This window comes from Aminobacter carboxidus (assembly GCF_014863355.1).
Classification (GTDB): Bacteria; Pseudomonadota; Alphaproteobacteria; order Rhizobiales; family Rhizobiaceae; genus Aminobacter; species Aminobacter carboxidus.
In genome coordinates this window covers 61713-78867 of record NZ_JACZEP010000018.1, presented here as the reverse complement: position 1 = coordinate 78867, position 17155 = coordinate 61713, and the positions used below count along the sequence as shown (strand labels likewise).

Sequence of the window (17155 nt, the reverse complement as noted above, 5' to 3'; positions counted from 1 at the left end):
TCCGTTCCGAAACCCCGGCCGAACCGGCAGCACACCGCACGCTCCAGCCCTGTTCAATCCGTTGCACCAAAAGCACTCGACCTGAAGGCGTCAGACGCGCATTCTTATGGACGTTCATTCGAGGAGCTCCACTGAAGGTTGGTTGGCTTCGCAACCCCAGCTTCTCAGTCCCTCCTCGAATGAACAACCTTCATAGCTTCGACACTTAGGCGACCCGACGGCCTTCACGCCAGACGGTGCGCACGACCGGTACATGCTCGTCGACCCGCACCCGCACCAGATCGCCACGACGCCCGGCCTCGATGACGCCGCGGTCGGTGAGGCCGACGGCATCGGCCGGGTTCTTCGACACCATCGCCATTGCCTGCGGCAGCGAGATGCCGTCGACGACTTCGCCGAGGAAGAAGGCCGACTGGATCAGGCTGAAGGGGATGTAATCGGACGACAGGATATCGAGCAGGCCATGTTCGGCAAGGGCACGGGCCGAGACGTTGCCCGAATGCGAGGCGCCGCGCATGACATTGGGCGCGCCCATCAGGACACCGAGGCCAGCACCCTTCGAAGCATTGGCGGCTTCGAGCGTGGTCGGGAATTCGGCGACGCGGATGCCTTGGGCTATCGCCTCGTCGACATGGGCCGTGGTGGCGTCGTCATGGCTCGCCAAAACGATGCCACGCGCGTGGCAGGCAGCCGAGATGACATCGCGGTTCGGCCCGGAGTTGCGGGCGGAATCGCCCATGCGCTTGTCGCAGAAGGCCTGGAACTCGACGTCGTTCAGCTTGAGCTTGCGCTGGTAATAATAGGCATAGGTCTCGAGGTCGACGAACTGGCGCTGGCCCGGCGCGTGGTCCATCAGCGACGCCAGCTTGACCCTGTCGTCGCCGTCGAAGACGGCAAAGCTGTCCTGGCAGTCGTTGGCGGAAACCTCGCAGCGCAGATGGATGAAGTGATCGGCACGGACGCGGTCGGCTCGCACGCTGTCTTCGATCGCGTCGGCGAGCAGGCGCATGTCGGCTGAGGTCATGTCGGCATCCTCGTCGATGCCGACGCGCAACGCATCGAACACGGTGGTGATGCCGGCCGACGCGACCTGCGCGTCATGGGCAAGCACGGCGGCGATCGGGTTCCAGCGCACGCGCGGGCGCGGCGCGTAGTGACCCTCGAGATGATCGGTGTGGAGCTCGACGAGGCCGGGAATGACGAAGTCGCCGCCCATGTCCTCGCCGATGGCGCTGGGTCCGGTCGAAATCTCTGATATCTTGCCGTCGCGCACGACGATCGAACCGTCGATCACCTCGTCGGCAAGGACGATACGGGCATTCTTCAAGACAAGGTCGGTCATCTCAGGCGGTCTTTCTTTCAGCTTGCTTGCCCAGTGCGCGATAGGTCAGCACTTCGAACGGCGCACCCGGAGATGGCTCGACGAACAATGCCAGGCCATCCAACGGCACCGGTTTGTCGAGCGTATCGCCCAGGCATTCCTCGATGGCAGCGCGGACGCGCGCGGCTTCCTCGGCGGCGATGCGGCCGGTCAGGGTCATGTGGAAACGGAATGTATCGAAGACGTAGGGATAACCCCATTGGCTGAGGTTGCGGCATTCCCGCGGCGACAGCGCATCGGGGTTGCGGCGGGCCATCTCGGCATCGCTCAAAGGTGCGCGGAACGGTTCGAACGCGGTGACCACATCGCCGGCGAAGCGGTCGAGTTCAGGCAGTTGCTCGGCGGGAACCAGCGCGAAGAAGCCATCGATCTGGGCGAGTTTCAGCCGCGGTATGTCGAACGGCACGGCGCTGTCCGCAAAGGCGTCGATCGCATCGATCAGGGCAGGCTCGGTCATGCCGTCGGCAAGACGGAAGGGCGCCTTGAGGGTGGCGTGAAAGCCATATCGGCGGGCTGCCGCCGTGTGGAACGCCACTTCCGCGGCCGACAGTTCGCCGAACGCTTTTGCCGGGGAGACAACGCCGCCAAACGCGTCACGCCCGAGCCAGCCGGCCGCGATGCGGCACAGCGGATCGTCCTGCTCTGGCGTGAAATAGATGGCGTAGCGCATGGAAGGATTCCCGGAAGGCCGTGCGATAGATGATTTGCGTGACAGTTTGACGAAGTAGTGGCCGACTTCTGATGATTTGCAATGGCCGGCCACCGATGTTCAGTGGCTGGCCTTGTTGCCGATCAGGCGTTGGCGCAATGTGGTCGAGATGTTGTCGAAGATGAACACCACGACCAGGATCAGCAGCACCATATAGGCGACGTTTTCCCAGTCGGAGTTTGTCCGCATCGCTTCCCACAGCTTGAGGCCGATGCCGCCGGCGCCGACAGCGCCGATGATGGTCGCCGAACGCGTGTTCGATTCCCAGAAATAGAGCGACTGGCTGATCAGCACCGGCAGCACCTGCGGCACGACGCCGTAGCGCTGGACTGAAACAGGCGAGGCGCCGACCGAACGCATGCCTTCGCGCTGCTTGTCGTCGATGTTTTCCAGCGCCTCGGAGTAGAGCTTGCCGAAGGTGCCGGTGTCGGTGAAGAAGATCGCCGAGATACCGGCGATCGGACCGGGGCCGAAGGCGCGGGTGAAAAACAGCGCCCAGATCAGCATGTCGACCGAACGCAGGAAGTCGAAGAAGCGCTTGGCGACCTGGTTGACCAGGCGGTTCTGGGTGATGTTGCGGGCAGCCAGGAAGGCCAGCGGGAAGGCGAGCAGGCTGGCAAACAGCGTGCCGACGAATGCCATGACGATGGTCTGCAGCATCTTGATCCAGACATCGCCATGCTGCCATTCGGAGTTGTTGACGATGTTGTCCCAAGCAAGGGCGGCGTTCGACATCTTGGGGTCGATACGTTCACCCGAGAACACCAGCGCCAAGATCTCACCGGTCGACTTGCCCCAATAGGGCGAATGACCGTCGAAGAAGAAGTTTTCCCAGCCAAAGAAGCGATGACGGACGTTGACGTCATCGGCGTCGATCTGGGCGCTGCCGGCAAAACCGAAGTCGACGGTGATCTTTTCGCCCGGCTTTTTCTGGGTCGCCCAGGTCGGCAGTTCGCCTGCAACAGTGATGCTTTTTGCCGGGACGATGGCGATATCGAGCGTCTCGCCGCCGTTTGTCACGACGACGCCGGTCGGGGTGACCTCGATGCGGTCGCTGCCGTCGATCTCGACGGTCACGCGGCTGGCCGACGCCTTGTTGGCGGAAGCGGCGGAAGCGGTTGCCGACGGCGGCTCGAATTTCAGCCATTGTGGATGCCGGTCGGCACGGTAGGCCGAGAACCGGGGGTAGCTGATGTCGAGGCGGTCGTCCTTGAAGTCGATCTGCGGCCGCACCTCATAGGAGACCCAGTCGGCGAGATAGGTGCCGGCGATGCCCCAGTTACCGCCGGCAAGCACGGCACCGACAGCGAAGAACCACCAGGCGAAGGCGAGATAGGCGACAAGGCCCAGACCGACGGCCCAGCCAGTCAGGGTCTTGCGCCAGGAGCCGGCGAAAACGTCGGGATGGCGCTCGGAGATCGCCTGCATCTGGGTAAGGGAAAGGGTGGTCATGAACTTAGTCCCCGCGGCCGAAGGCGAAGGCCTGTTCGCCGACCAGTCTCTTGCGCAGCCAGGCAGAGAACTGGTCGACCGCGACGATGGTGCAAAACAGGAGGATGATGATGGCGATGGTCTTGGCTTCGTGGTTGCGGCTGATCGACAGGCGGAGCACCTCGCCGATACCGCCACCGCCGACAGCGCCGATGATGGTCGAGGCGCGGACATTGATCTCGAGGCGCAGCAGCGCGTAGCTCAGGAAGTTCGGCATGACTTGCGGCACGATGCCAAACCAGACACGCTCGGGCCAGTTGCCGCCGACAGCGCGCAGGCCTTCGTCGGCCTTCATGTCGGCGTTCTCGACGACCTCGAAGAACATCTTTCCGAGCGCGCCGATGGTGTGCAGCGACACCGCGATGATCGCCGGGATGGCGCCCATGGAGAGCACGGCGAGGAAGAAACCGGCGATGACGATCTCGGGGAAGGCGCGCAGGATTTCGAGGAAGCGGCGGACGAAAAAGCGCAGCCAGCGCTGGGTGACGAGGTTGGATGCCGCCAGGAAACAGAGCAGGAAGCCGAAGGCGAAACCGATCAGCGTCGAAACGAGCGCGATATTGATCGTCTCCAGCATCTTGTAGACGTATTCGGGCAGGTAGAACGATCCGAACAGATACATCCGACCTTCGGGATAGTCGAATTTCAGGCTGCCGTCGGCATAGGGCGAGGGCAGGTCGAACATGGCGCGCCAGATATCGAAGACGTCGCGCGGGATCATCTGGTCGACGAAGTCGAAGAAATGCGGCAGCCGATCGAAAAACTTGCCGGCATTGCTGTCATTGGCGAACCAGAGCGATCCGGACAGCGCGATGAAGAGGAAGAACAGACCGCCAGCCGTATAGAGGCGGCGGCGGCTGGCGAGTTCGCGCCAGTGCTGCTCGACCGCGAGGCCGGCTTCCGAGAGGGGCATTGTCATGAGGTTTCCGTCCGATGCCGGATAAAAAGGGACGCGCCGCGGTTGCTGCGCGGCGCGTCCGTGTTGCTTTCGAGGCTTAGCTGCCGATCTGCGCCTTGCGGGCGTCGATCACAGGCTGGTAGAATTCAGGGGTGACTTCGGTGAAGCCCTTGAAGTCGCCGCCCTGGATGGCCGCGAAGCAAGCCGGATCGGTCTCCGGCAGCTTGACCATGTAGTCCTTGAACTTGCTCTTGATGTCGGCGTCGAGCGAGGTGCGCACGACGATCGGTCCGTTCGGGATCAGCGGCGACTTCCAGACTTCGACTAGGTCGTCCATGTCGAGGATGCCCTTGTCGACCATCTTGCGGAGATTGCCGGACGTATAGCCATCGTTGAATTCGCCGACGCCCGAACCGAAGGTCGTGCCGGCGTCGAAGGTGCCCTTGAGCACTTCAAGGACGAGGTTTTCATGACCGCCGCCGAAGCCTGTCTCGGCGAAGTAATCCTTCACGGCGACGCCGCCGAGATCCTTTGGCAGCGCGGTGACGGGGATCAGGTAGCCCGAGGTCGAGTCTGCATCGGCGTAGCCTAGTTTCTTGCCCTTGAGGTCCTCGAGCTTGGTGATGCCCGAATCCTTCTTGGCGACCATGATGGTGTAGTAGCCGGTGGCGCCGTCGGTCTGGACGGTGGTCAGGATCGGCTCGACCGCGTCCTTGTTCTGAAGGTAGATCTTGGCGTAGCCCGAAGCGCCGAGCTCGGCGTAGTCGAGCGTGCCGCCGAGCAGGCCCTGGATGGTGCCGTCATAGTCGGCGGCCGGGAACAGCGACACCTTCTCGACGCCGATGGCCTTGGGCAGCTGGTCGACGAGGCACTGGAAGTTGCGCAGGCGGTCGGCTTCGTTTTCGCCGCCGATCAGGCCGATGCGGAATTCCTTGAGGTCGGCGGCATTGGCCGAACCGATCGCCAGCACGGCGAGCGAAGCGGCACCCAGGAGTGCTTTCTTGAACATCACAGTTCTCCAGTTCGGCCCGGCACCTTGCCGGGTCATTGCAGTTGATGATTGCGGGCCCTTGACGCGGGCGAGACGAACGCGAGCAGGCTCAGACCGGGGCGTAGGCCGGTTCCAGAGGTGCGGCGGATACGGGAGCCCTGACCTTGACCGGGCGGATGCTGGTCGAGGTGATGGCTTCAGAAATTTCAGAGCCGTCGGCGTCGGCACCGTAGACGAGGCGCACGGCCTCGATGGTGAGGTCTTCGGGCGCGCCGTCGAACACCACCGCGCCGCCCTGCATGCCGATGATGCGGTTGCAGTAAGTGCGGGCGGTGTCGAGCGTGTGCAGGTTGGTTATGACGGTGATGCCGTCGCGCAGGTTGATGTCGCGCAGCGCGTCCATCACCACCTTGGCGTTGAGCGGGTCGAGCGAGGCGATCGGCTCGTCGGCGAGGATCAGCTTCGGCTCCTGCATCAGGGCACGCGCAATGGCGACGCGCTGCTGCTGGCCACCCGACAGGGTTCCGGCCGGCTGCAGGGCGGTGCGGGCGATATCGAGGCGCTCGAGGGCTGCGATCGCCCGGATGCGCTCCTCACGCGAGAAGATCGAAAGCAGATTGAGCGCGGTCGAACGGTGGTTGAGGCGACCGAGCAGGACGTTGGTCAGCACGTCGAGGCGCGGCACCAGGTTGAACTGCTGGAAGATCATGGCGCAGTCGCGCTGCCAGCGGCGCAGTGCGGGACCGCGCAGCGACGACACTTCGGTGCCCTCGAAGACGATCGAGCCCTGGCTCGGGTCGATCAGGCGGTTGATGGTCTTGAGCAGGGTCGACTTGCCGGCGCCGGAGCGGCCGATGATGCCGACCATCTGGCCCGGCTGAATCTGGAGGTTGACGCCACTGACGGCGACATTCTTGCCAAAGCGGCGCGTCACGTTGCGGATTTCGAGCATCTTGGCTTCCCTGTCCCGGCGGGCTTTTTCGCCCTTGTCTGCGACCGGCCTAGACCCGGGACGTGAAGCTGCAATGTCGGGACCATGTCAGTTTTGTTACGATGCACAGGCCGGATGGAGAAAAATGCGGCTTTTGCGGCCAAAAACCGCTGTTTTGTGAATCCGGGAGCTCATTGGGCGTAGCGGCGAGCTGTAGTTGTGGCCGTTTCCGGAGGCGATTGTCAGGTCCGGGGTGGGCGCTAAGTCTGGCTCACAATTCAAATGCGAGGGGGGAGAAGGTTATGGCCAAGGGTAGCTGCCACTGCGGCAACGTCACGTTCGAGGTCGAGGGCGAGCCAGCGAGTGCGATCGAATGCAACTGCTCCCATTGCAGCCGCAAGGGCTACCTGTTGTGGTTCGTGCCGCGCGACAAGCTGACCGTGACGACGCCGACCGAGCGTCTTGCCACCTACAAATTCAACAAGCACGTCGTCGACCACATGTTCTGCTTGAACTGCGGCTGTGCGCCATTCGGCATGGGCGTCAGCCCGAGCGGCGAGAAGACGGCGGCGATCAACGTGCGCTGCATCGAAGACATCGATCTTGCGACGCTCAAGCGCATCCCGTTCGACGGCCGCAGCCGCTGACCGCTTCGAGCGGAGCCGAAAATGACGGCCTGATCTGCGACTAAAATCGTGTTGATTCAGTGTTTTGGCGGAATTCTGCAAGAATCTGCCAAAACTTGACGTTCAAACCCTGACACTACAGTTGTTAGTCATTATATGAGGGTCGACATTACCGCTCTACGAGGGAACTGCCGATGACGATGTCCAGAACGACCCGCTTTGCCACACTGGTCGCAGGGTTGTTCCTTGCATTCTCCATGGTCGCCGTCGACCAGGCCGATGCGCGTCGCGGCGGCAGCTTCGGCAGCAGGGGAGCACGCACCTTCCAGTCGGCACCGCCGACCCGCACCGCGCCGCAGCCAGCAGCGCCAGTCGAACGCTCGATGACGCCGAACACTGGCCAGGCGACCAACCCGGCCACCAATGCCGCGCGTCCGGGCGCTGCCGCCCAGCAGCGTCCCGGCTTCATGGGCGGCTTCGGCGGCGCAATGATCGGCGGCCTGCTGATGGGCGGTTTGCTCGGCATGATGATGGGCCAGGGTTTTGGCGGTCTCGCCGGCATGTTCGGCATGCTGATGCAGATACTGCTGATCGGCGGCGCCATCTGGCTCGCCCTGCGCTTCTTCCGCTCGCGCCAGGTGCAAAATTCCGGTCCGGCGATGGCTGGAGCGGGTGCCGGCGGCGGCAACTTCAACTATCGCGATGCGGCACCTGCTGAAACCGGCAAGGCCAATGGTGGTAGCCGCTCGTTCAGCATCCCGAGCATCGGCGGCAGCCGCACTGAAACAGTGCCGCAGCAGCTGGTGAGCAAGGACATCACCGTGTCCGGCGAAGACCTCGAAACCTTCCAGCGCATGCTGACCGAGGTGCAGGAGGCGTTTGGCCGCGAGGATCACAAGGCGCTGCGCCGCCTGGTGACGCCGGAGATGGTGTCGTATCTCTCGGAAGAACTGGCCGACAACGCCCAGAACGGCGTGCGCAACGACGTGACCGACGTCCAGCTCTTGCAGGCCGACATCGCCGAAAGCTGGAACGAAGGCGACCGCGACTATGCCACGGCGGCGATGAACTATTCGTCGATCGACGTGACCCGCAACCGCACGACGGGCGAAGTGGTGGACGGCGACGACAAGGAGCCGACCGAGACGACCGAGCTCTGGACCTTCGTGCGCCAGAACGGCGGCGCCTGGCAGCTGTCGGCGATCCAGGAAGCCTGAGCCGACTCACTGATCTTAGCGCCCGCAGTTGTCCCTTGCAGGGGGAGGCTGCGGGCGTTTTGATCCTTGCGGTAGTCGCAAGGCGCCGTTGGCGCGCCACTGCAATTCCGATTGCTCTCGAATCCATTCTAGGCAAGGTTGCGCGTTGGAAGTGTTTCCACGCGATGCCAGGATGGCCATGGCCGACATACTCTCGTCTCGCCGGACTTCCTGACGCTGACGCTCGGAATCGTCGTTTATTTCGTCGGCGTGATCCTGAACCGCCGCATCGCTTTCCTGCGCAACTACAACATTCCCGAACCGGTCACCGGTGGGTTCTGGCTGCCGGAGCCATCGGGATCTTCCATGGCCTGACCGGCCTGCTGACATGGTCGGCGCGAACGCCGGCGATGACGCTGATCTCGGAATATTCGCTGTCGGTGTTCCTCGCCATATCGCTGATGAGCATGCAGCTGTGGACCCTGTCTGGCATGGCCGGGCCGCTGCTGGTGGTCGTTGTCATCGCCTATGTCTGGATCGTGCTGTTCCCGCTGCTTGGCCGGGACTACCAGTCGGCGGTCCTCAGTGCCGGCTTTGTCGGCTTGTCGCTGGGCGCGACGCCGACCGCGGTCGCCAACATGACGGCGGTGACCAGGCACTATGGACCCTCGCCAACGTTTTTCGGGCACTAGCCGCTGTGCTTCTCCAGGAATTCCTCCGCCGACAGCTTGCGGAAGTCGTCGAGCGCAACTCGCAGCCTGGCGTGGTCCCAGTCCCACCAGGCGAGGGCCTGGAAGCGCTCGGCCGTCTTGCGGTCGAAGCGCTCGCGCAGCGGCTTGGCCGGTACGCCGGCAACGATGGTGTAGGGTGCGACGTCCTTGGTGACGACCGCGCCCGAGCCGACGGCGGCACCGTCGCCGATGGTGACGCCGGGCAGCACTGTCGAGCCGTGGCCGAGCCAGGTGTCATGGCCGATGGTCACAGCCTTGGAACGGCGCCATTCGAAGAACTCGGTCTCGTGCGTGGCATCGTCCCAATAGTCCGATGCGCGATAGGTGAAGTGGTGCAGCGTTGGCCGCCAGGTCGGGTGGTTGGTGGCGTTGCTGCGTACGCTTGCCGCGATGTTGGAGAACTTGCCGACCATCGTGCACCACAGGCTGCAATCCTGCATGACATAGGAATAATCGCCCAGGCTGCTCTCGCTGATGCGGGTGCGGTCGGCGACCTCGGTCCAGCGGCCGAGCGTCGACTGCGTCACTTCGGCAGTCGGGTGAACCCAAGGCTGCTCGGAAAGCTTGCGGCTCATGCGGCGACCTTTCCGGCGGCGAAGGTGGTGACATCGACGATGCGATCGGCAACCGCCTCGCGCACATCGGCATCGTGGAAGATGCCGAGCAGAGCTGTGCCCTTTTGCTTCTTTTCCTCGATCAGCGAGATGACCACCTCACGGTTGGTGGCGTCGAGCGAGGCCGTCGGCTCGTCGAGCAAAAGCACCGGGTGATCGGTGATGAAGCCTCTGGCGATGTTGACGCGCTGCTGTTCGCCGCCGGAGAAGGTGGCGGGCGGCAGGCTCCACAGCCGCTCCGGCAGGTTGAGCCGGCCGAGCAGCTCCGAGGCGCGGGCATGCGCCTCGTCTCGGTTGATGCCGCGGGCGACCAGCGGCTCGGCGACGACGTCGAGCGCCGAGACGCGCGGCACGGTGCGCAGGAACTGGCTGACATAGCCGATGGTGTCGCGGCGCACCGCCAGCACCGTGCGCGGGTTGGCGGTGGCGAGATCGACAAGCTGGCCGTGGTGATCGACGATGATCTGGCCCTGGTCGACGCCGTAATTGCCGTAGACCATCTTCAGGATCGAGCTCTTGCCGGCGCCCGAAGGGCCGCCGAGCACGGCGCACTCGCCCGCCCGGATCGAGAACGAGACGTTGGCGACCACCGGCAGGCGGATGCCGCCGCGCAGGTGCATGGTGAAGGCCTTGGCGACCTCGGAGACGATGAGTGGCGTTGCCATGGTTACAGCCCTTTCCTTGTGAACATGATCTTGTCCGAAAACCGGGAAACACTTTTCGGGATCATGCTCAGACCTGGAGAATCGAGGAGACGAGGAGCTGGGTGTAGGGCGCGCGCGGATCGTCGAGCACCCGGTCTGTCAGGCCAGCCTCGACGACATGGCCGTCCTTCATCACCATCATGCGCTGCGACAGCAGCCGCGCCACGGCAAGGTCGTGGGTGACGACGATGGCCGCGAGGCCGAGGTCGGTGACCAGCCCGCGCAACAGGTCGAGCAGGCGCGCCTGCACCGAGACGTCGAGGCCGCCGGTCGGTTCGTCCATGAACACCAGCCGCGGGCCGGTGACGAGGTTGCGGGCGATCTGCAGGCGCTGGCGCATGCCACCGGAGAACGCGCGGGGTTCGTCGTCGATGCGCTCCTCGTCGATCTCGACGCGGCCGAGCCAGTCGACCGCCGTCGAGCGGATGTTGCCGTAGTGGCGGTCGCCGATGGCCATCAGCCGCTCGCCGACATTGGCGCCGGCCGACACAGTCATGCGCAGGCCGTCGGCCGGGTTCTGGTGAACGAAACCCCAGTCGGTGCGCATCAGGAAGCGGCGCTCGGCTTCGCTCATCCGGTAGAGGTCACGCCACTGGTTGTCGCGCATGCGGTAGCTGGCGGTGCCTGAGGTCGGCAGCAGACGGGTTGCCAGGCAGTTGAGCAGCGTCGTCTTGCCCGAGCCTGATTCACCGACCACGGCCAGCACTTCGCCCGGCCAGAGATCGAAGGAAATGTCCTCGCAGCCGATGCGCGAGCCGTAATATTTGGACAGCGCTGTGACGCGCAGAAGCGGTTCGTCGGTCATTGGGCTGGCTCCAGCGCTGCAGGCGCGAGATGACCGCGATGGCCGCAGGCCTGGCGCTTCTCGCAATGGTCGGTGTCGGAACAGACGAACATGTGTCCGCCCTTGTCATCGAGGATGACCTCGTCGAGATAGACCTGCTCGGCGCCACACAGCGCGCAGGGCTGGTCGAAGGTCTGGATCTCGAAAGGATGGTCCTCGAAATCGAGGCTCACCACTCTGGTGAAGGGCGGCACGGCATAGATGCGCTTCTCGCGGCCGGCGCCGAACAGCTGGAGCGCGGGCGACATGTGCATCTTGGGATTGTCGAATTTCGGCGTCGGCGAAGGGTCCATCACGTAACGGCCCTCGACCTTGACCGGATAGGCATAGGTCGTGGCGATGCGGCCGTGGCGGGCGATATCCTCATAGAGTTTCACATGCATCAGCCCGTACTCCTCAAGCGCGTGCATCTTCCGCGTTTCGGTCTCGCGCGGTTCAAGGAAGCGCAGCGGCTCGGGGATCGGCACCTGGTAGACCAGCGTCTGGCCCGCCGTCAGCGGATGTTCGGGGATGCGGTGACGGGTCTGGATGATCGTCGCCTTGGCCGTTTCGGTGGTGACGGCGACGTCGGCGACCTTGCGGAAGAAGGCGCGGATCGAGACAGCGTTGGTGGTGTCGTCAGCACCCTGGTCGATGACCTTGAGCACGTCATCGGGGCCGATAATCGCGGCAGTGACCTGCACGCCGCCAGTGCCCCAACCGTAAGGCATCGGCATTTCGCGCGAGGCGAACGGCACCTGGTAGCCGGGAATGGCGATGCCCTTGAGGATCGCCCGGCGGATCATCCGCTTGGTCTGCTCGTCGAGGTAGGCGAAGTTGTAGGTTGCGATTTCAGACATGGCAGGCAGATCCGATTTGCGCTAACTCTTGGCGTTGACCATCGCAACGAGGGGGAGCCGCATGGATTCTTCGGGGTGGATTCGTGTCTTGGTGCTGGTCGCGTTGGCAGCGGTTGCCGTGGCTTTTTTCACTTGGCGCAAGCCCGCGCGGCGCGGCCGGGAAAACGACGTGTCCATGGACAGCAGCCCTTCGGATACGTCGAGCGTTGGACATTCGAGCCATGGCCATTCGGGTGACTGAACAGATTGCGGTTGGCATCATTCCGCCGCCTCCCGCCGTTCTGTCTCGTTGGTCTGGTTGCGCTTCTCATGCTCTGAGCGCATGCGGCGCACGAGGTCGAGTTCGGCCTGGAAGTCGACATAGTGCGGCAGCTTCAGGTGCTCGACGAAGCCGGTGGCCTGAACGTTGTCGGAGTGCGAGATGACGAACTCCTCGTCCTGCGCGGGGGCGGTGACGTCCTCGCCGAGTTCGCCGGCGCGAAGTGCGCGGTCGCACAATGACATCGCCATCGCCTTGCGTTCGGACTGGCCGAAGACCAGGCCATAGCCGCGGGTGAACTGCGGCGGCGCCTTGGCCGAACCCTTGAACTGGTTGACCATCTGGCACTCGGTGACGCGGATGCGGCCGAGCGTGATGGGGAAGGGCAGTTCCGGCACATCGAGCTCGAGTTCGACCTCGCCGATCCGGACCTCGCCGACGAAGGGATGGCTGCGGCCATAGCCGCGCTGGGTCGAATAGCCGAGCGCCAGAAGAAAACCTTCGTCGCCGCGCGACAGTGCCTGCAGGCGGCTGTCGCGGGCCAGCGGGAACTCCAAGGGCTCGCGCGTGATGTCGCCGGTGAGGTGATCCTCCGGCAACTCGCCGTCGGCCTCGATCAGGCCTTCATGGGCAAGGATTTCCGACACGCGTGTCATGCGCTGTCCGTCGGCCTCGCGCTGTTCCGGCTCGACGACTTCGGGATCGCCCGCCAGTTGCGGGTCGAGCAGACGGTGGGTGTAGTCGAAGGTCGGACCGAGCAGCTGGCCGCCGGGCAGGTCCTTGTAGGTCGCCGAAACACGACGCTCGACCTGCATGGCGGCAGTGTCGATCGGCCTGGTGTAGCCGAAGCGCGGCAAGGTGGTGCGGTAGGCGCGGACGAGGAAGATCGCCTCGATCAGGTCGCCACGCGACTGCACCACCGCAAGGGCGGCGAGTTCGCGGTCATAGAGCGAGCCTTCAGCCATGACACGGTCGATGCCGAGCGCCAGCTGCTCGACGATCTGGTCGACGCGCAGCGCCGGCACGGAGCGGTCGCCACGGCGGCGGTCGGCGAGCAGGCGATGGGCGTTGGCGATGGCGGCTTCGCCACCTTTGACTGCCACATACATGTCAGGCCTCCGTCGTCTTGATGCGGGTTGTGCGGGGCAGGCAGGCGACGCCGTCGGGGGCTGCCAGGATCAGGTCGACGCCGCGCGGGAAGCGGGCGCCGTTCTGCTTCCACTGCTCGACGAAATGGCGCGGCAAGGATGTCGGCGCGATGGTTGCCGATGTCTCGATGCCGGGGCCTTCGAGGCGAAGCGATGTGCCTTGCGTCAGGCTCTCGACCTGCAGGATCAGCGTCGTCGAGCGGTCGGGGTATTCCTGCGTGCCCTGGGCGAAGTTTTCGAGCGAGATCAGGTTGGCCGGATTGGCGACGAGCGCGAAATGAGCGTCGGCCGGCGTGGCCGCCGATGGCGCGCCGGTGTGGAAGGCGAGCCAGGATTTTGCCGCCGAAACCTGGAGGCCGGCATCGAGCCAGAGCGGGGTGTCATGGTCGCACAAGGTCAGCGCCACGGCACCCGCAGTTGCTGCGAGCGGTGCGGGCGGCTGTGCCAGTTCGGCCAACTGCTGAACCGTGCCCGGCCGCGCCATCGCGTCCATGACGGCGCGGAAAACCGTCTGGGCGTTGAAAACTGGGGCGGAAAAGCCGCCGTCGATCACGTCCATCTGGTCCATCAGTCCTCTCCGCGCACCATGGTGAAGAAGTCGACCTTGGTCGCCGCCGTCTCGGCGCGGCTGGTCGCATCGGCTTGGGCTTGCGCGGCGCGCAGCGGTGCGATGATCTTGTCTTCGATGTCGGCGCGCCGCTCCGGATTCTGCCAGAGTGCGTCGGCGATGGCCGAAAGGCGGGCCTTTTGCTTGTCGCGGCCAAGCGCATAGGCATGGCCGATCTCGCCGCTGGGCAAGCGCACCGTGGCGCGGGTCACCGTCGCCTCGCCGAAGTTGAACGGCGCGCCGCCACCGCCGATGCGGCCGCGTACCGACACCAGCCCGGTTTCGGGACCGCGCAGCAATTCGGCCTCGTCGATGACGCCAGCTGCCGCGCAAAGCCGCTTCAACTCGTCGCCGGGAGCCATGGCCAGTGCCGCCATCGCGACCTTGCGCTGTGCCTCCATCTCTCTTTCCTGCCGTCGGTCCATCTTCATCGCCGCTCCGTTCGTTATTTGTCTATTGTTCTATACAAACGAACAACATACAATGGGCTTGTAGACAGGCTCCGTGACGGGCGCATGACAGGAGCAATGGATTGAACGAACGAGAGCCAGCGGTGACGCGCAAGAGCGGGGTGGCGCTGTGGCGCCAGATCGCCGACCAGATACGTCAGGCGATCGGCGCCGGCACGTTGGGTGCCGATGGCCGTCTGCCGACTGAAATTGCGCTGTCGGAACGCTTCGGCGTCAACCGCCATACGCTGCGCAGTGCCATAGCAGCGCTTGTCCAGGAAGGCGTATTGCGGGCCGAGCAGGGGCGCGGCACCTTCGTCGAGAGCCGCCAGAAGCTGTCTTATCCGATTTCGGCGCGGACGCGCTTTTCGACTGGTCTGCGCGAGCAGACCCGCGAGCGTCGCAGCATCCTGCTGGCCGATGCGCTCGAGCCCGCGAGCGTTCGCGTCGCCGAGGCCTTGGGCCTTGCGCCGGAGGCGCCGGTGATCCGGCTGGAAACGTTGAGCGAGGCCGATGGCCGGCCGGTATCGCGGGCAACGAGCTGGTTTAACGCGGAACGCTTTCCCGGCTTCGCCCAGGTCTACGCCGAAACCGGATCGATCACGCTCGGTTTCCAGTATTTTGGAATCAGCGACTATTTCCGCAAGTCGACGCTGGTGTCGGCACGCCATGCCGACACCGCCGATCTGGCCGATCTCAAGCTGTCGGCAGGCGCCATCGTGCTTGTCGCAAGGGCGATCAATGTCGACCCCGCCGGCGTGCCGGTCCAGTACGCCGAAACCCGCTTTGTCGCCGACAGGGTCGAACTCAGCGTCTCGACCGAGGCGTAGCGACAGCGGCAGGTTGAACGGACAGGTTCCCGGTTGAAGCCGGCGCATACATGTATCATGTTCGTGGCAGGCGTGAGCAAGTTTAACCAGGACGGTTCCCGGACCTGTGAGGGATTGACGCTCCTCCACGCCGCCTCAACCTTGTTTCTTCAGTCCATGCTTTGCCGGTGACTGAGTCGAAGTCAGCGTTTCGGCTGAGGAGCAGAAGAGCTGCGCCGCTGTGGCCTAGCCCTTGGGCCAAGATGTAGCTGCCATACCGCGTATCGCGGATCCGCGAAGATCGGATCCGATTGGTCGCCACTCGTTCGGCTGCGGGATTGCGCACGCCGGGCAGTGTGTGCTGCCGCCGACAGATGTTGGTGGGCAAACAAGATTCTTTCTAACAATGCTTGACATTTGTCCGGTTTAGAGAAAAATTCCAGTTTAGTGGAATTTACGGACGGAATGTCGGAATCCAGAACTGGCTTGGTGGAGGACTTTGCGCCAGTTCATTAGTAGTCTATAAAATACCACTGAGAATACCTCTTCGCCGGCTTGTCGGTCGCGCAGTCCATTCGGCTGCGTGAGGGCGGGTTTTATTGCGCGGTAAAAGCCGTGCGCGTGATCGATATTATCCAAATGGGGAACATAATGAACAATATTCTGGTACCGAACCGCCGTACCGCGCTGAAGATGCTTGGTGGTGGCGCCGCTGCTCTTGCCATGCCTGCCGTGATCCGCCCGACCCCCGGCTGGGCCGCCAACGGCGTGCTCAACATCACCACCTATGACAAGTTCCTGCCGCAGGAATTCCTCGACAAGTTCCAGAAAGACACCGGCATTCAGGTCAACATCCGGCTGACCGATGACCAGGGCAAGCAGTACAATCTGCTGACTGCCGAAGGCGCCAATCCTTCAACCGACATCGTCACTGTTGCCGGCCACCGTTACACGCAGTTCATCGCCTCGAAGCTGCTGCAGCCGCTCGACACCGGCAAGATCTCGAACTGGAAGAACCTCAACACCGCTTACCAGGATGCGCCCTGGGCGCGCGTCGACAACAATCTCTGGGGCCTGCCGATTCTCGCCGGCTATGAGGGCCTCGCCCGCAACGTCGACTACGTCAAGGATGCGCCGAGCTGGGAGATCATGTTCGACCCGCAGTACAAGGGCCAGACCTCCTACATCGTCAGCGATTTCATGACCATCGTCATGCAGTATCTCGGCCATGACGGCGACTTCGTCAGCTATGTCGACAAGGCCGACGTGGCGCAGAAGGCGACCAACGAAGCGCGCGACTTCCTGATCAAGCACAAGGACATGGTGCGCAAGTACTATGACGCCGGCTCGGAAGTGCAGCAGATGTTCATCAACGAGGACATCTATCTCGGCCATTCGTGGTCGGGTCCGGCCGCCAAGCTGATCATGGACGGTCACCCGATCCAGCTGTCGGTGCCGAAGGAAGGCACGTTCGGCTTCTGCTATACGCTCAACGTCGTCAACAACGCGCCCAACGCCGAGAACGCCTACAAGCTGCTCGATGCCGTGCTGGCAAGCCCGGAAGTGGGTGCTGCGATGACCCGCCAGTCGGGCTACAGCTCGACGATCAACGGCGTCGCCGACCTGCTCAACGACCGCGAAAAGCTCGCCTCGACGCTGCCGCAGGAAGAGCTTGAGCGCATCGTGTTCTTCTCGTCGGTCAATCGCGACATGAAGAACGAGATGATCGACCGCGCGACCGCAGAGGTCAAAGCGGCCTGACGAGGCAAAGCCTCGCATGGCCTATCGCCTGTCCCGGAGCGCTGCGACGATCTCCGGGACAGGCAGCCGGCCTGTCATGTGCATGATCCCGGAAATCGGGCTCGATTTTCGGATAGGCTCATGCACCGGTTCAGAGAGTTACAGCGTCCTTAGCGCGTCGTGGAGGA

General features: G+C 63.7%; 20 protein-coding genes. 6 read left to right on the top strand and 14 right to left on the bottom strand.

Going from position 1 to position 17155, the window contains the following annotated elements; translation table 11 throughout:
• The 7 genes from IHE39_RS28640 to phnC form a co-directional block, all read right to left on the bottom strand.
• Positions 1-118 (bottom strand): leucine zipper domain-containing protein (locus IHE39_RS28640; RefSeq protein ID WP_246485670.1); only part of this gene is annotated, 118 nt, incomplete at its 3' end.
• An 87-nt stretch (positions 119-205) separates the two neighbouring features.
• Positions 206-1342 (bottom strand): alpha-D-ribose 1-methylphosphonate 5-triphosphate diphosphatase, encoded by a 1137-nt coding sequence (locus tag IHE39_RS28635; RefSeq protein WP_192568905.1) that lies wholly within the window; start codon positions 1340-1342, stop codon positions 206-208.
• Between the two features lies 1 nt (position 1343).
• Positions 1344-2051: a DUF1045 domain-containing protein gene (locus IHE39_RS28630; RefSeq protein WP_192568904.1), complete on the bottom strand. Its 708-nt coding sequence runs from the start codon at positions 2049-2051 to the stop codon at positions 1344-1346.
• 99 nt (positions 2052-2150) lie between these two features.
• Positions 2151-3542, bottom strand: a complete 1392-nt coding sequence (gene phnE, locus IHE39_RS28625) for a phosphonate ABC transporter, permease protein PhnE (RefSeq protein ID WP_192568903.1) — start codon at positions 3540-3542, stop codon at positions 2151-2153.
• Between the two features lie 4 nt (positions 3543-3546).
• Positions 3547-4500, bottom strand: coding sequence for a phosphonate ABC transporter, permease protein PhnE (gene phnE / locus IHE39_RS28620; RefSeq protein ID WP_246470808.1), 954 nt, complete (start codon positions 4498-4500; stop codon positions 3547-3549).
• A 76-nt stretch (positions 4501-4576) separates the two neighbouring features.
• Positions 4577-5488: a phosphonate ABC transporter substrate-binding protein gene (gene phnD / locus IHE39_RS28615; protein ID WP_192568902.1), complete on the bottom strand. Its 912-nt coding sequence runs from the start codon at positions 5486-5488 to the stop codon at positions 4577-4579.
• A 91-nt stretch (positions 5489-5579) separates the two neighbouring features.
• Positions 5580-6422 (bottom strand): phosphonate ABC transporter ATP-binding protein, encoded by an 843-nt coding sequence (gene phnC / locus IHE39_RS28610; protein ID WP_192568901.1) that lies wholly within the window; start codon positions 6420-6422, stop codon positions 5580-5582.
• Positions 6423-6703: 281 nt separating this feature from the next.
• On the opposite strand from phnC, the gene IHE39_RS28605 reads away from it, so the two are divergent.
• The 4 genes from IHE39_RS28605 to IHE39_RS30820 all read left to right on the top strand — a co-directional run bounded on the left by IHE39_RS28605 (position 6704) and on the right by IHE39_RS30820 (position 8915).
• Entirely contained in the window at positions 6704-7048 is a 345-nt protein-coding gene (locus tag IHE39_RS28605; RefSeq protein WP_192568900.1) for a GFA family protein, read from the top strand.
• 173 nt (positions 7049-7221) lie between these two features.
• Entirely contained in the window at positions 7222-8244 is a 1023-nt protein-coding gene (locus IHE39_RS28600; RefSeq protein WP_192568899.1) for a Tim44 domain-containing protein, read from the top strand.
• 138 nt (positions 8245-8382) lie between these two features.
• A complete protein-coding gene (locus IHE39_RS30825; RefSeq protein WP_246485669.1) occupies positions 8383-8598 on the top strand; it encodes a sodium/glutamate symporter in 216 nt (71 codons plus the stop codon).
• On the top strand, positions 8562-8915 hold the full coding sequence (locus tag IHE39_RS30820) for a sodium/glutamate symporter (protein ID WP_434781351.1): 354 nt from the start codon (positions 8562-8564) through the stop codon (positions 8913-8915). Before IHE39_RS30825 ends, IHE39_RS30820 begins: the two co-directional genes overlap by 37 nt.
• On the opposite strand, the gene IHE39_RS28590 is transcribed toward IHE39_RS30820, so the two are convergent.
• From IHE39_RS28590 to phnG, 7 genes are all read right to left on the bottom strand, one after another.
• Positions 8912-9529, bottom strand: a complete 618-nt coding sequence (locus IHE39_RS28590) for a DapH/DapD/GlmU-related protein (RefSeq protein ID WP_192568898.1) — start codon at positions 9527-9529, stop codon at positions 8912-8914. The two genes, IHE39_RS30820 and IHE39_RS28590, sit on opposite strands and share 4 nt — an antisense overlap.
• Positions 9526-10233 (bottom strand): phosphonate C-P lyase system protein PhnL, encoded by a 708-nt coding sequence (phnL, locus tag IHE39_RS28585; protein WP_184769755.1) that lies wholly within the window; start codon positions 10231-10233, stop codon positions 9526-9528. The genes IHE39_RS28590 and phnL overlap by 4 nt, the downstream gene beginning before the upstream one ends.
• Positions 10234-10300: 67 nt before the next feature.
• Positions 10301-11077, bottom strand: a complete 777-nt coding sequence (gene phnK, locus IHE39_RS28580) for a phosphonate C-P lyase system protein PhnK (RefSeq protein WP_184769756.1) — start codon at positions 11075-11077, stop codon at positions 10301-10303.
• Positions 11074-11955 carry an alpha-D-ribose 1-methylphosphonate 5-phosphate C-P-lyase PhnJ gene (locus IHE39_RS28575; protein WP_192568897.1) on the bottom strand — a complete coding sequence of 294 codons (882 nt, stop codon included), beginning with the start codon at positions 11953-11955 and terminating at the stop codon, positions 11074-11076. The genes phnK and IHE39_RS28575 overlap by 4 nt, the downstream gene beginning before the upstream one ends.
• 258 nt (positions 11956-12213) lie before the next feature.
• Positions 12214-13323, bottom strand: a complete 1110-nt coding sequence (locus IHE39_RS28570; protein ID WP_192568896.1) for a carbon-phosphorus lyase complex subunit — start codon at positions 13321-13323, stop codon at positions 12214-12216.
• 1 nt (position 13324) lies between these two features.
• On the bottom strand, positions 13325-13930 hold the full coding sequence (gene phnH / locus IHE39_RS28565; RefSeq protein WP_434781350.1) for a phosphonate C-P lyase system protein PhnH: 606 nt from the start codon (positions 13928-13930) through the stop codon (positions 13325-13327).
• Complete coding sequence (phnG, locus tag IHE39_RS28560) at positions 13930-14400, bottom strand: phosphonate C-P lyase system protein PhnG (protein WP_184769759.1); 471 nt, start codon at positions 14398-14400, stop codon at positions 13930-13932. Before phnG ends, phnH begins: the two co-directional genes overlap by 1 nt.
• 101 nt (positions 14401-14501) lie before the next feature.
• Between phnG and phnF the strand changes: the two genes are divergently transcribed.
• Together phnF and IHE39_RS28550 are read left to right on the top strand one after the other, a co-directional pair.
• Entirely contained in the window at positions 14502-15248 is a 747-nt protein-coding gene (gene phnF, locus IHE39_RS28555) for a phosphonate metabolism transcriptional regulator PhnF (protein WP_192568895.1), read from the top strand.
• A gap of 630 nt (positions 15249-15878) precedes the next feature.
• Complete coding sequence (locus IHE39_RS28550) at positions 15879-16988, top strand: extracellular solute-binding protein (protein WP_184769761.1); 1110 nt, start codon at positions 15879-15881, stop codon at positions 16986-16988.
• Positions 16989-17155 lie beyond the last annotated feature (167 nt).

Coding starts and splice junctions, on each gene's coding strand:
- IHE39_RS28635 (WP_192568905.1), bottom strand. CDS start 1,342: ATGACCGACCTTGTCTTGAAGAATGCCCGTATCGTCCTTGCCGACGAG.
- IHE39_RS28630 (WP_192568904.1), bottom strand. CDS start 2,051: ATGCGCTACGCCATCTATTTCACGCCAGAGCAGGACGATCCGCTGTGC.
- phnE (WP_192568903.1), bottom strand. CDS start 3,542: ATGACCACCCTTTCCCTTACCCAGATGCAGGCGATCTCCGAGCGCCAT.
- phnE (WP_246470808.1), bottom strand. CDS start 4,500: ATGACAATGCCCCTCTCGGAAGCCGGCCTCGCGGTCGAGCAGCACTGG.
- phnD (WP_192568902.1), bottom strand. CDS start 5,488: ATGTTCAAGAAAGCACTCCTGGGTGCCGCTTCGCTCGCCGTGCTGGCG.
- phnC (WP_192568901.1), bottom strand. CDS start 6,422: ATGCTCGAAATCCGCAACGTGACGCGCCGCTTTGGCAAGAATGTCGCC.
- IHE39_RS28605 (WP_192568900.1), top strand. CDS start 6,704: ATGGCCAAGGGTAGCTGCCACTGCGGCAACGTCACGTTCGAGGTCGAG.
- IHE39_RS28600 (WP_192568899.1), top strand. CDS start 7,222: ATGACGATGTCCAGAACGACCCGCTTTGCCACACTGGTCGCAGGGTTG.
- IHE39_RS28590 (WP_192568898.1), bottom strand. CDS start 9,529: ATGAGCCGCAAGCTTTCCGAGCAGCCTTGGGTTCACCCGACTGCCGAA.
- phnL (WP_184769755.1), bottom strand. CDS start 10,233: ATGGCAACGCCACTCATCGTCTCCGAGGTCGCCAAGGCCTTCACCATG.
- phnK (WP_184769756.1), bottom strand. CDS start 11,077: ATGACCGACGAACCGCTTCTGCGCGTCACAGCGCTGTCCAAATATTAC.
- IHE39_RS28575 (WP_192568897.1), bottom strand. CDS start 11,955: ATGTCTGAAATCGCAACCTACAACTTCGCCTACCTCGACGAGCAGACC.
- IHE39_RS28570 (WP_192568896.1), bottom strand. CDS start 13,323: ATGTATGTGGCAGTCAAAGGTGGCGAAGCCGCCATCGCCAACGCCCAT.
- phnH (WP_434781350.1), bottom strand. CDS start 13,930: ATGGACCAGATGGACGTGATCGACGGCGGCTTTTCCGCCCCAGTTTTC.
- phnG (WP_184769759.1), bottom strand. CDS start 14,400: ATGAAGATGGACCGACGGCAGGAAAGAGAGATGGAGGCACAGCGCAAG.
- IHE39_RS28550 (WP_184769761.1), top strand. CDS start 15,879: ATGAACAATATTCTGGTACCGAACCGCCGTACCGCGCTGAAGATGCTT.